General features: G+C 63.1%; 11 protein-coding genes. 8 read left to right on the plus strand and 3 right to left on the minus strand.

Going from position 1 to position 13,229, the window contains the following annotated elements; genetic code table 11:
• Positions 1-3: 3 nt before the first annotated feature.
• The 5 genes from AC0R79_RS17560 to AC0R79_RS17580 are packed head-to-tail and all read left to right on the plus strand — an operon-like array spanning position 4 to position 4,575.
• The gene (locus AC0R79_RS17560; RefSeq protein ID WP_007959463.1) at positions 4-366 is read left to right on the plus strand and encodes an STAS domain-containing protein; all 363 of its coding nucleotides are present in this window, start codon (positions 4-6) and stop codon (positions 364-366) included.
• Positions 363-767: an anti-sigma regulatory factor gene (locus AC0R79_RS17565; protein WP_085603201.1), complete on the plus strand. Its 405-nt coding sequence runs from the start codon at positions 363-365 to the stop codon at positions 765-767. Before AC0R79_RS17560 ends, AC0R79_RS17565 begins: the two co-directional genes overlap by 4 nt.
• Positions 764-1,774 carry an ATP-binding protein gene (locus tag AC0R79_RS17570; protein WP_085605127.1) on the plus strand — a complete coding sequence of 337 codons (1,011 nt, stop codon included), beginning with the start codon at positions 764-766 and terminating at the stop codon, positions 1,772-1,774. The genes AC0R79_RS17565 and AC0R79_RS17570 overlap by 4 nt, the downstream gene beginning before the upstream one ends.
• A complete protein-coding gene (locus tag AC0R79_RS17575; protein WP_085603199.1) occupies positions 1,767-2,642 on the plus strand; it encodes a sensor histidine kinase in 876 nt (291 codons plus the stop codon). The genes AC0R79_RS17570 and AC0R79_RS17575 overlap by 8 nt, the downstream gene beginning before the upstream one ends.
• Complete coding sequence (locus AC0R79_RS17580; protein WP_474730900.1) at positions 2,632-4,575, plus strand: response regulator; 1,944 nt, start codon at positions 2,632-2,634, stop codon at positions 4,573-4,575. The genes AC0R79_RS17575 and AC0R79_RS17580 overlap by 11 nt, the downstream gene beginning before the upstream one ends.
• Before the next feature lie 122 nt (positions 4,576-4,697).
• Here AC0R79_RS17580 and AC0R79_RS17585 read toward each other — a convergent pair whose 3' ends face one another.
• The 3 genes from AC0R79_RS17585 to AC0R79_RS17595 all read right to left on the minus strand — a co-directional run bounded on the left by AC0R79_RS17585 (position 4,698) and on the right by AC0R79_RS17595 (position 10,290).
• Entirely contained in the window at positions 4,698-7,328 is a 2,631-nt protein-coding gene (locus AC0R79_RS17585; protein WP_474730902.1) for an excinuclease ABC subunit UvrA, read from the minus strand.
• A gap of 28 nt (positions 7,329-7,356) precedes the next feature.
• Positions 7,357-9,468 carry a hybrid sensor histidine kinase/response regulator gene (locus AC0R79_RS17590; protein ID WP_474730904.1) on the minus strand — a complete coding sequence of 704 codons (2,112 nt, stop codon included), beginning with the start codon at positions 9,466-9,468 and terminating at the stop codon, positions 7,357-7,359.
• A 132-nt stretch (positions 9,469-9,600) separates the two neighbouring features.
• Entirely contained in the window at positions 9,601-10,290 is a 690-nt protein-coding gene (locus AC0R79_RS17595) for a GntR family transcriptional regulator (protein WP_085603191.1), read from the minus strand.
• Positions 10,291-10,431: 141 nt separating this feature from the next.
• On the opposite strand from AC0R79_RS17595, the gene AC0R79_RS17600 reads away from it, so the two are divergent.
• Genes AC0R79_RS17600 through AC0R79_RS17610 form a run of 3 tightly spaced genes read left to right on the plus strand, consistent with a single transcriptional unit; the run spans position 10,432 to position 13,221 of the window.
• Entirely contained in the window at positions 10,432-11,517 is a 1,086-nt protein-coding gene (locus tag AC0R79_RS17600) for an ABC transporter ATP-binding protein (RefSeq protein ID WP_474730906.1), read from the plus strand.
• A gap of 1 nt (position 11,518) precedes the next feature.
• Entirely contained in the window at positions 11,519-12,436 is a 918-nt protein-coding gene (locus AC0R79_RS17605) for an ABC transporter permease (RefSeq protein WP_007959454.1), read from the plus strand.
• The gene (locus tag AC0R79_RS17610) at positions 12,433-13,221 is read left to right on the plus strand and encodes an ABC transporter permease (protein ID WP_064597101.1); all 789 of its coding nucleotides are present in this window, start codon (positions 12,433-12,435) and stop codon (positions 13,219-13,221) included. The genes AC0R79_RS17605 and AC0R79_RS17610 overlap by 4 nt, the downstream gene beginning before the upstream one ends.
• The last annotated feature ends 8 nt before the right edge of the window (positions 13,222-13,229 follow it).

Genomic DNA, 13,229 nt, shown 5'->3' on the forward strand with positions numbered 1-13,229 from the left:
CCAATGGAACGTATCCCGATTCTTCAGATGGGCGACTTCCTGCTGGTGACCATTCAGGTCGACATGCATGACCAACTCGCCCTCACCCTCCAGGACGATCTGTCCGAGCGCATCAGCAAAACCTCGGCGCGCGGCGTGTTGATCGACATCTCGGCGCTGGACATGGTCGATTCGTTCATCGGCCGGATGATCGGCACCATTTCCGGCCTGTCGAAAATCATGGACGCCGAAACCATGCTCGTCGGCATGCAACCGGCGGTGGCGATCACGCTGGTCGAGCTCGGCCTGAACCTGCCGGGCGTCAGCACCGCGCTGAACGTCGAGCGCGGCATGAAACTGCTGCAGGAACGAGTACGCCAGCAATGACCGTGCGCAGCAGTGGTACCCAACCGATCAACATCGAGCAGGACGTGGTGCTGGCCCGGCAACAGGCGCGCAAACTGGCCACCGAATGCGGCATGCGCCTGATCGACCTGACCAAACTGGTGACCGCCGTCAGCGAGCTGGCGCGCAACACCATGGTCTACGGTGGTGGCGGCGACATGGACTGGGAGATCCTCGATGACAACCACAAGGTCGGCCTGCGCCTGACCTTTCGCGATGAAGGCCCGGGTATTCCCGACATCAAACTGGCGATGACCGACGGCTGGACCTCCGGCAGCGGTCTGGGCCTGGGCCTGACCGGAGCCAAGCGGCTGGTGGACGAGTTCGAACTGGACACAGAGCCCGGCAAAGGCACTCGCATAACGATCACCCGATGGACATGAACATCAGCGGGACATTGACCCAGGTGTTGGTGATCGAGGACAGCAGCCAGATCGGCCATGCCCGGCGTACGGCGCAGCGTCTGGCCGAACAGCACGGTTTCGGCGACAGCGACGCCGGCCGCGTGGCGCTGGTGGCCACGGAACTGGCGAGCAATGTGCTCAAGCATGCCGGGCACGGGGAATTGCACCTGCGCCTGGTGCCCCGTCAGGGCGACGACGGCATCGAGATGATTGCGGTCGACCGTGCCCAGGGGTTTGATCTGGACGCGTGTCTGGCGGACGGTTTCTCAACCGGCGGCACCCAAGGCATTGGTCTGGGTGCGGTCGCACGACAGGCGGATGTATTCGATGTGTTTGCCGATCATCGCGGCGCGGTGCTGCTGGCGCGTCTGTATCCGCGCAGCGACCGCCAGGCGGATCTGCCGTATGGTGTCAGCCAGCACTCGCTGCACAACGATCCCGCCTGCGGCGACGTCTGGCATCTGGCGATTCACGGCAGTGACATCAGCGCCCTGATCGTCGACGGCCTGGGCCATGGCGAAGACGCCGAGCGTGCGGCCCGTGCCGGGGAAAAGGCCTTTGCCCTGAGCCCGTTCGGCGCGCCAACGGTCCTGATGGAAGACATGCACCGCGAAATGATCGGGACACGTGGCGGCGCAGTGGCATTCGCGCAGTTTCACGCCGACCGCGCCAGCCTGACGTTCGCCGGGATCGGCAACATCGGTGCGAGCCTGATCGCCTCCGACAAATCCCGCGGACTGGCCTCGCACCCGGGGATCGTCGGCGGCCAATACCGAAAAGCCCAGCCCTTTGACTATGCTCACGTGAACGGACATCTATTGATCATGTACAGCGACGGCTTGCAGTCCCGTTGGAACCTTCAAGACTACCCCGGTCTGGTGCATCGCCATCCCGCCGTGATAGCCACCGTCCTGCACCGCGATTTCTGTCGCGGGCGCGACGATGTAACGGTGCTGGTCGTTGCCCTGGAGGCCGCCCATGGCTGAGTCCCCGACCTTGAACAGCGCTGAACAATCAGCGCTGATCGCCCAGTTGCAGAGCGAAACCGCCGCGCTGCGCGAAGAGCTCGACGAGACCAATCAGGGCGTGCTCGCCCTGTACGCCGAACTCGACACCCAGGCCGAACAACTGCGCCAGGCCTCCGACCTGAAAAGCCGCTTCCTGTCGTACATGAGCCACGAGTTCCGTACACCGCTGGGTTCGATCCTGAGCATCAACAGCCTGCTGGCCGATGAGCTCGACGGCCCGCTCAGCCCCGAACAACACAAGCAGGTCGCGTTCGTCAGCAGCGCCGCCCGTGAACTCAGCGACATGGTCGACGACCTGCTCGATCTGGCGAAGATCGAGGCCGGACGCATCAGCATTTCCCCGGCGTGGTTCGACATGTTCGATCTGTTCGCCGCACTGCGGGGGATGTTCCGGCCGATTGTCGACGCCACGGCGGTGGACCTGATTTTCGAAGAGCCGGTGGGTCTGCCGCGCCTCTTCACCGACGACAAGAAGCTGGCGCAGATCCTGCGCAACTTCATTTCCAACTCGCTGAAATTCACCACCCGTGGCGAAGTCCGGGTCTCGGCGCGCCTTGAAGGTCAGGACAAAGTGCGATTTGCGGTCAGCGACACCGGCATCGGTATCGCCCCGGAGCTGCACGGCACCCTGTTCGAAGACTTTTCCCAGGTCGATTCACCGCTGCAAAAACGCCTGCGCGGCACAGGGCTCGGCCTGTCGCTGTGCAAGCGTTTCGCCGAATTGCTCGGTGGCGAGGTCGGTGTCGAAAGTACGCCGGGTGTGGGTTCGAGCTTTTTCGTGATCATTCCGTTGGCGATTGCCCAGGAGAACGTCGATGAAACATGACATCCGTCTGTTGATCGTCGATGACAACGTCGCCACCCGCTACGCCTTGCGCCGACGCCTGGAGCGACACGGTTACGAAGTGCTCGAGGCCGGCACTGGCGGCGACGGCCTGGCCCTGATCGCCAGCGAACCGCTCGATGCGCTGATTCTCGACGTCAACCTGCCGGACATGAGCGGATTCGACATCGTGCGTAAACTGCGCACCGACCCGGGCACTGCGTTGCTCCCGGTGATCCACGTGTCGGCGGCGTCGATCCAGACCGGCGACATCATCACCGGCCTCGATGCCGGTGCCGATGCGTATCTGATTCACCCGGTCGATCCCGATGTGCTGCTGGCAACGTTGCGCACCTTGCTGCGGGTGCGCGACACGGAGAACGCCCTGCGCGAAAGCGAGGCGCGTTTTCGCGAGATCTTCGTCAACATTTCCGCGCCCATCGCGGTGCTCGACGCCGACCTGAAAGTCCACGAGTGCAATCACGCCTTCTCCCAACTGATCCAGGACAACCGCGACCCGCAGACCCTCAGTGAGTGCTTCGCCGAGGATCAGAGCGCGATCCTCGACGAACTACGCTTGCGACTGGTGGACGGCGAACGCTGGAAAGGCACACTGAACATGCGTGTGCAGGGCGAGATCCGCGAAACCCAGTGGCAGATATCGCCGTACCGAACGCCAGAGCTCAGCCTGGTGTTCGTCGAAGACGTCACCGAACACCGCCATCGCGAACGCTCGCACCTGGCGCGGCTGGACGACACCACCACGCAACTGGCCAAGGAAGTCGCTGACCGGGTTCGCGCCGAATCACAGTTGCTGCAAGTGCAGAAAATGGATGCACTGGGCAAACTCACCGGCGGCATCGCCCATGACTTCAACAACCTGCTGACCGGGATCATCACCAGCCTTGAGCTGATCCAGAAACGCGTCGCCGATGCCCGCCCGGACAAGGTCCAGTTCTACGCTGAAGCCGCCCTGAACTCGGCGATGAGCGCGGCCTCGCTCACCCATCGCCTGCTGGCTTTCGCCCGCCAGCAACCGCTCGACACCCGCCCGGTGGACATCAACGAACACGTGCGTTCGCTCGAAGAACTGTTGGTGCGCACCATCGGCGAACGCATCGCCCTCAAGCTTGAACTGACCACTAAACCTGCGATTGCGCTGGTCGACCCGATTCAACTGGAAAGCGCGGTGCTCAACCTGGTGATCAATGCCCGGGACGCGTTGCCCAAGGGCGGCAATATCTGGGTCAGCACCTACGCTGCGTACTCCCACGGCGATCCAAACCTCACCGATGGTTCCTACGTGGCGCTGTCGGTGCGCGATGACGGTACCGGCATTGAACACAGCGTCATCGACAAAGTGTTCGAACCGTTCTTCACCACCAAACCATTGGGCCAGGGCACCGGGCTGGGGCTGTCGACGATCTACGGTTTCGCCCGCCAGTCCGGCGGCGATGCGCACATCCGCAGCGTGGCGCGACGCGGCACCGAAGTGACGATCATGTTGCCGGCGACCACCGATCCGACCGCCGCCGATCTGGTACCTCCCGTGATCGACCCGCAGGGGGCCGGCGAGCATGTGCTGATCGTCGAAGACATGCCGTCGGTGCGGCTGTTCGTCACCGAAGTGCTGGAGGACGCCGGTTACCGCTGCACCCAGGCCGGCGATATCGAAACCGCGCTGGAACGCTTGCAGAACGATCCGTCGATCAACCTGCTGCTGACCGACGTTGGCCTGCCGCGCATGAACGGTCGTGAACTGGCGGACGTTGCCCGGGGCTGGCGTGAGGCGTTGCCGATCCTGTTCATGACCGGTTACGCGGAAACCGCGATCAACCGCCAGGTGTTCCTCGGTGCGGGCATGGAGATGCTGGTCAAGCCGTTCCAGATCCGTGAGTTGCTGGACAAGGTACGCCGCACGCTCGACGGCGCCTGACACTCTCCCTGTGGGAGCGAGCTTGCTCGCGAAAGCGGTGTGTCAGCCAAAAAGTTTCAATTTGACACACCGCCTTCGTCGGAACGCCGCCCGGACCAAGCTCGCTCCCACAAGAGTGATTATTAGCTCAAGGCTCGTGTGAGAAACGGCGCAGTCCGGCTCTTCTTGCTCGCCGCCACTTTATGCGGCGTTCCGGCCACGACGATCTTGCCGCCCTGATCCCCCGCACCCGGGCCGATGTCGATCACCCAGTCGCTCTGCGCCACCACGCGCATTTCATGCTCGACCACGATCACCGTGTGCCCTGCCGTCACCAGCGTATCCAGTTGTTCCAGCAAGCGGTCAACGTCTCGCGGGTGCAACCCGGTGGTCGGCTCATCCAGCACATACAACGTCGCGCCGCGCTGGTTGCGTTGCAGCTCGGTGGCCAGTTTGATCCGCTGGGCTTCGCCGCCGGACAACTCGGTCGCCGGCTGCCCGAGGCGCAAGTAGCCGAGGCCGATATCGCGCAGCACCTCCAGCGAACGGCGGATCGCCGGTTGCTCGGCAAACACCGTCACCGCCTCGTCCACCGTCAGTTGCAACACCTGCGCGATGCTCAAGCCCTGCCAGAGGATGGCCAAGGTCTCGGGGTTGTAACGCGCGCCATGGCAAGTCGGGCACGGCGCATAAACACTGGGCATGAACAGCAACTCGACACTGACAAACCCCTCGCCTTCACAGGTTGGGCAACGGCCCTTGGCGACGTTGAAGGAAAACTGCCCGGCGTCGTAACCCTTCGCTTTCGCCTCGTCGGTCGCGGCGAACAACTTGCGCACGTTGTCGAACAGCCCGGTGTAGGTCGCCAGATTCGAACGCGGAGTGCGGCCGATAGGTTTCTGATCGACCTGCACCAAACGTTTGATCGACTCCAGCCCGGCGCTGACCTGGCCGGTGCTGGCAGTCGGGGTATCGTCTTCCAGATTGAGTTCTTCCGGCTCGGCGTCACTGACGCTGCGCCCGAGCTGTGCGCCGACCAGTTCCAGCAGCGCCTGGCTGACCAGGCTCGACTTGCCGGAACCGGAGACGCCGGTGACCGAGGTAAAGCAACCCAACGGAAATTCGGCGCTGAGGTTATTCAGGTTGTTGCGCGTGACGCCGTCGAGCTTCAGCCAGCCCGACGGTTTACGCGCGGCGCGTGTCGACCGTTGCTGTTCGGCGAACAGATAGGCGCGGGTCTGCGAGTGTTCTATTGCCGCCAACCCCGGCGGCGGGCCGCTGTAGAGAATCTGCCCGCCCTTTTCGCCCGCCGCCGGGCCGACGTCGATCAGCCAGTCGGCGCGGCGCATGGTGTCCAGATCGTGCTCGACCACAAACACGCTGTTGCCGTCGGCCTTCAGACGCTGCAAGGCCTCGAACAGGGCCTCGCCGTCAGCCGGGTGCAGGCCGGCGGAGGGTTCGTCGAGCACGTAGATCACACCAAACAGTTGCGAGCCCAGTTGGGTGGCCAATCGCAGGCGCTGCAACTCGCCGGACGACAGGGTCGGCGTGCTGCGCTCCAGGGCCAGGTAACCGAGGCCGAGATCGGTCAGGGTGCTGACCCGGTCCAGCAAGTCCTCGGCAATGCGCTGCGCGGCCAGGCGTTTTTCCAGCGACAGGTTCGGCGTATGGCGCACGTCCGGCGCGTTGGCGTGGCCGCTCGCGCCATGGGCCACGCGCTGCTGGCGGGCTTCGCGGGTCTGGCTGTGGCTGAGGGTTTCGCCGGTTTCATCGGCGTGTTCCAGCCAGCTCGCGTCCGCCACCGGTTTCAAGACTTCGGCGACTTGCAGCAGCGGCATCCGCGACAGCTCGCCGATGTCATGCCCGGCAAATGTCACCGACAACGCCTCGCGCTTGAGGCGCTTGCCATCGCACAGCGGGCACAGGCTGCCGAGCATGAATTGCGACACGCGCTTCTTCATCAGCGCGCTTTGCGAATGGGTGAAGGTGTGCAGGATGTAGCGCCGGGCGCCGGTGAAGGTGCCCTGATAACTCGGCTCCATCTTGCGCTGGAGGGCGACGCGGGTTTCTTCCGGCGTCAGGCCGGCGTACACCGGAACCGTCGGTGTTTCCTCGGTGAAGAGGATCCAGTCGCGCTGTTTTTTCGGCAGCTTGCGCCACGGGATATCGACATCGATGCCCATGGTCACCAGGATGTCGCGCAGGTTCTGCCCCTGCCAGGCCAGCGGCCAGGACGCCACGGCACGCTGGCGGATGGTCAGATTCGGATCCGGCACCATCAACGCCTCGGTGACCTCGTAGACCCGGCCCAGCCCATGGCACTCCGGACACGCGCCTTGCGGCGTATTCGGCGAGAAATCCTCGGCATACAGCATCGGCTGACCCGGCGGATAGCTGCCGGCGCGCGAGTACAGCATGCGGATCAGGCTCGACAGCGTGGTCACGCTGCCCACCGACGAACGCGTGCTCGGCGTACCGCGTTGTTGCTGCAGGGCCACGGCCGGTGGCAGGCCCTCAATGGAATCGACGTCCGGCACGCCGACCTGATCGATCAGCCGCCGCGCATAGGGCGCCACCGATTCGAAATAGCGCCGCTGGGCTTCGGCATACAGCGTTGAGAACGCCAGCGACGACTTGCCCGAGCCCGATACACCGGTGAACACCACCAGTGCATCGCGAGGAATGTCGACGTCCACGTTCTTCAGATTGTGTTCACGGGCACCTCGCACGCGAACCATGCCGGCGGCAGAACTGGAATTGCGTCTGGAAGTCATCGGCCAGCCTTGGTCAAGGGATTGGAGCTCAGGTGCTGAGCACGGAACGGATCATCTGCAGCAGTGCTTCGGGGCCGTAGGGCTTGCCGAGCAAATGGGTGTCGGGGCTTAGCTGGTGGTTGCGCGAGATGATGTCGCGGGTGTGGCCCGAGGTGAACAGCACAGCCACCGGCGGCATTTGCACCTTGGCCCACGCCGCCAGATCGGAGCTCTTGATAAGACCGGGCATGACCACGTCGGTGAAGATCAGGTCGACCCGCGCGCCTTCCATCAACATTTGCATGGCCGCGTCGCCGTTGCCGGCGATCAACACGCGGTAGCCTTCTTCACGCAACAGCTCGACCGCCGAGGTGCGTACCGCTTCGTTGTCCTCGACCACCAGGATCGTTTCGTGACCGCCCGCCTGCTGATGATTGACGCTCGGCGAGTCATCGAGCACGGGGCGCAGGCTGCGTGGAAAGTACAACTGCACCCGCGTGCCTTCGCCGATCCGACTGTCGATCTCCACATGCCCGCCGCTTTGCTTGACGAAGCCGAACACCATGCTCAAACCGAGGCCGGTGCCCTGACCGTCGGCCTTGGTGGTGAAGAAAGGTTCGAACACCTGCTCGAGCATGTGCGGGGCAATGCCGACGCCGCTGTCACTGACCGAGACCCGGACGAAATCCCCCGGCACGATGCCTTTGCCCGAACAGAACGCCCGATCCAGAGAGAGATTGGAGGCGCCGAGCACAATGGTGCCTTCGCCCTTCATGGCGTCCCGGGCATTGATCGCCAGATTGAGAATGGCGTTTTCCAGTTGATTGCGGTCGACGTTGATGTGCCACGGTTCGTCCGGCAGTTGCACGTCGATCTGAATGGTTTCGCCCAGCGCCCGTTGCAGCAACTCGCCGACGCCTTCGAAGATCTGCCGGGGATTGCACACCGCCGGCGACAGCGGCTGGCGACGGGCAAACGCGAGCAGTTGCGAGGACAGCTTGGCGCCACGTTCCACCGCCGCCAGCGAGGCACTGACCCGACGCTGGACGTTGGCATTGTTCGGTTCATGCCGAGCCAGCAAGTGCAGGTTACCGGCGATCACTTGCAGCAGGTTGTTGAAGTCATGGGCCACGCCACCGGTAAGCCCGCCGATGGCTTCGAGTTTCTGCGACTGACGCAATTGCTCTTCGGCACTGAGCCGCGCCTCGACCTCATTCGCCACACGCTGTTCGAGGTTACGGGTGAACTTGAGCAGGGATTCTTCGGCGATCTTGCGCTCGTGAATGTCGATCAGTACGCCGGGGAAACGAAACGGCTGGCCCTGCTCGTCGAACTCGCAACAACCGCTGGCCAGCACCCAGAGGAAGCTGCCATCGGCGCGGATCACGCGGTATTCGGCGTTGTACGGCTCGCCGGTGCGCACCGAGTTCTCGACGCATTCCTGCACCCAGCTGCGGTCGTCGGGATGAATGTGCGCCTCGGCGATGTGCTGCGGCAGGTTGGTCAGGTCCTGATCAGGCGGGAAGGAGAATGTGCGGGCAAATCGCTCGTCGGCGGACAGCACGTTGTTCCTGACGTCCCAGACAAACGAGCCGAGCAATGCCCCTGCATTCAGTGCCAGGCGCACCCGCTCGTTGTCGGCGCGGTAGGCGTCTTCGGCAGCCTGGCGCAACCGTTCGGACTGCACCAGTTCGGTGGTCTCCACCACCATCGCCATCACGCCCGAAGGCACGCCGGCATCGTTGGCCACCGGGCTGTAATACAAATCGAGCCAGACGTCCTCGGGCACGCCATCGCGCAGCAGCACCAGCACCTTGTTGCGATATTCCAGGGTGCCACCCGCCAGACAGGTGTCGACCACATGCCGGTTGAAATCGGCAACCTCCGGCCAGCCCAGTTCCACCGGTGATCCGAGCAGGTACGGATGCCGGCCGCCGGCGAATCGGGAATAGGCGTCGTTGTAGATCATGTAACCGGCATGGCCCCAGAGCATGACCATCGGCAACGGCGAGGCCAGCATCAGCTGAACCGTGCTGCACAGGCTGGCCGGCCAGGTTTCGAGCGGGCCCAGATCAGTCCTGCTCCAGTCAAACGCACGAATGCGCCCGGCCATCTCGCCTTGCCAGCCGTCACACCCATGGCTATCGGATAAAAACTGCATCAGCTGCTTCAACGCCTTGTAGTGGGTCCGGTTCTATCGCCGCGCGTTCAAACGCCACGCCCGTCTGTTTCGAGCGTGTCGGGCAGCGATGGTTTCATTAGAGGTATAGCCGATTTCACCCTGGCTCGACGCTCACACTCCGATCAGGTGTTTGAGCGGATGGTAGCCGGTCTTCATTTTCGCAGCGACGTCGAGGATCGCCTTCTGGATGCCGTCCAGGTGCATGCAGGTCAGCTCGATCGCCGCGCTTTGGTTGCCGGCCTCGATGTACTCGATCAGCCGCAGGTGCTCGTCGTCGCGGCAAGCTTCGTGGCTGTCGTCATCCAGCGCGGCGGCGTACAGCGAGGCGCGGGAAATCAGCTTCTGGAACCAGTCGAGCAACACCGGGTTGTTGAGGCTGCGGGCCAGTTTGATATGGAACTCGCCGAGCAGGTGGATCAGCCGCTCGTGATCGCCGGCTTCGTGGGCTTCGTCTTCCAGCAGCAGGTGATCGCGCAGGTCCTGCATCACCGCAGAGTCCTTGCGCCGGCACAGTTCGGTGACGATGCCGATCTCGATCAGGCGCCGGGTTTCGAACAGCGATCGGATCTCTTCATCGCTGGGCAGCGACACCGACGCACCTTTATTGGGCTCGGTGGTGACCAGTCCGTCGGCCTCCAGCTGCTTGAGCGCGGCACGAACCGACGTGCGGCTGACATTGAACAATTCCGCCAGCGACGCCTCGCCCAGCTTCATCCCCGGACGCAGCGAACGCTTGCTGATCGCCTCGTAAACCCCTTGGTAGACGCGGTCGACCGTGGTTTCCGTTTTCTTCTCGGTCATTCAAAAACTCCTTCGATGCTGGCAACGCTGCCCGACGAACGACTCAGTCAGCGAAATGGGGGGGTTGCGCAAGCAGATTAATCCGGGTATTTCTAAATTGCATTCAGATATTGCATACAATAATTAGAGGATTGCACCATTATGGGTCAACCAATAGCCATTGAAGTGCGTAACGTATCCAAGCGGTATTCTGATGATCCTGGCCTCGCGCCAGCCCTCGATAACGTGTCGGTGAACATCGCCGACAACGAATTCTTCACCCTCCTCGGCCCCTCGGGCTGCGGCAAGACCACCCTGCTGCGCACCATCGCCGGTTTCGAACACGTCAGCGACGGCGAGATCCGTCTGGCGGGCGAAACGGTCAATCACCTGCCGCCGTTCAAGCGTCGGGTCAACACGGTGTTCCAGAGTTACGCGCTGTTTCCGCACATGAGTGTCGCGCAGAATATCGCCTTCGGCCTCGAGATGCAGGGTCTTGATCGCAAGACAATTCCGGGACGGGTCGATGAAATGCTCGCGCTGGTGCAGATGGAGCATTTGGCCGGGCGTAAACCGGCGGAATTATCCGGCGGCCAGCAGCAACGCGTGGCTCTGGCCCGGGCCCTGGCGCCGAAGCCGAAAGTGCTGTTGCTCGACGAGCCGCTGTCGGCGCTGGACCTGAAGCTGCGCAAGGAAATGCAGGTCGAACTCAAGCGCGTGCAGCAGGAAGCCGGCATCACCTTTATATTCGTCACCCACGATCAGGAGGAAGCCCTGACCCTGTCCGACCGGATCGCGGTGATGTCCGCCGGCAAGATCCTGCAGATCGGCACCCCGACCGACATCTATGAACGTCCGCAGCACCGCTTCGTCGCCCAGTTCATCGGCGACATCAATTTCCTCCCCGGCCAGCTCAAGCGCGGCGAGCACAACGAAAACATTTTCGTGCCCAACGGCATGCCGGTGGAAATCCCCTGCCCGCCACAGGGCGCCAGCGGCAGCAGCGTGCAACTGGCGTTTCGCCCCGAGCGCTCGCAACTGGTGGCGGCGGATCAGCCGCATCATCTGCGCGGGGTGATCGAGGCCGTGCTGTATGTCGGCACCGCGACGCTGTACCAGTGCCGCTTGAACAACGACATCAAAGTCATGCTGCGGGAAAACAACGAAGGCCTGAACCGTGGTCGGGCAGTCGGCGAACGCGTGGCGGTGCATCTGCCGCCCCAGGCCTGCCTGTTGATGGAGGCCTGAGATGAGCGTCAGCAGCACTTCCCCCTCCCTCAACCGCGCGCTGTTGCTCAGCCCGGTGGTGTTGACCCTGCTCGCCCTGATCGCCATTCCGCTGGGGATCATGGGCTACATCAGCCTGTTGCCGCGCAACACCTACGGCGGCGTCGACTGGCAGGCCCAATGGCAACTGCAGAGTTACGTGCAGCTGTTTTTCCAGGAAGGTTTCGACGGCGAACTGGAACTGAACTGGGTCTACGCCCAGGCGCTGTTGCGTTCGGTGTTCCAGGCCGGTGGCACCACGGTGCTGTGCTTTCTGTTCGGATTTCCGGTGGCGCTGTGGATGTCGAGCCTGACCCCGCGTCGGCGCAACCTGATGGTGTTGCTCATCACCATTCCGTTCTGGACCAACCTGCTGATCCGCAACTACGCGTGGCTGATCATCCTGCGCGAACAGGGCTGGGTCGCCCAGAGCCTCAATGCGCTGTTCCCGAGCGCCGGCGGCATCACCCTGCTCTACAACGACTTCGCGGTCAGCGTCGGTCTGGTCTACAGCTTCCTGCCGTTCATGATTCTGCCGATCTACTCGACCCTGGAAAAACTCGACTGGCGTCTGGTGGAAGCCGCCTATGACCTGGGCGCCAACCGCTGGCACGCGCTGCGCCGGATCATCCTGCCGCTGTCGATGCCCGGGGTGATTGCCGGCGCGCTGCTGGTGTTCGTGCCGAGCCTCGGCGCCTTCATCACCCCGGCGATTCTCGGCGGCGGCAAGACCCTGATGATCGGCAACCTGATCCAGCAGCAATTCGGTACCGCGCGCAACTGGCCGCTCGGCAGCTCGCTGTCGTTCCTGCTGCTGGGGATTCTGCTGTTGTCGCTGGTGCTCTACGCCCTCTACAGCCGCAGCGCGGCGAAAACCCTGAACCGGGGAGCGAAAGCATGATCTCTCTGCACCTGAAAAAACTCCCGGCGACCCGGGAAATCAGCCTGCTGATCCTCGCCTACCTGTACGTGCCGATCCTGGTGTTGATCGCCTACAGCTTCAACGCCAACCGCTCGGCGACCGTGTGGACCGAGTTCTCGTTCGCCTGGTACGGGCGGATCCTGGCCAACCCGTCGATCCAGACGGCGGCGCTGAACTCGATCATCGTCGCCACCATCGCCACCGTGTGCGCCACGGCGATTGCGCTGCTGGCGGCGCTGGCGACTTACCGGCCGTTCTACGGACAGAAAATGGTCGAAGGCGGGATCAACCTGCCGCTGATCCTGCCGGAGATCGTCACCGCCGTGGCTACCCTGCTGCTGTTCATGGCGCTGGGAATCAAGCTCGGGCTGATGACAGTGATCGTCGCGCACATCGGATTTTGCATTCCGTTCGCCTACCTGCCGATCCGCGCACGGCTCAACGATCTGGACAAGAGCCTGCTGGAAGCCGCCAACGATCTGTACGCCAACCCGTGGCAAGTGTTCCGCCGCGTGACCTTGCCGCTGCTGTGGCCGGCGGTGCTGTCCGGTTCGGTGCTGGCGTTCGTGGTCAGCCTCGACGATTTCATCATGACCTTCTTCGTCGCCGGGCCCGGTTCGACCACGTTGCCGGTGTACATCTTCTCGGCGATCAAGGCCGGCGTAACGCCCGAGATCAACGCGATTTCGACCCTGATGCTGGTGATTTCCATCGTGCTGGTGGTGCTGGCCTTCTGGCTTGGCCAACGCGGCAAACAACAATAAACCTGGAG

Source organism: Pseudomonas sp. HD57-3 (assembly GCF_056113135.1).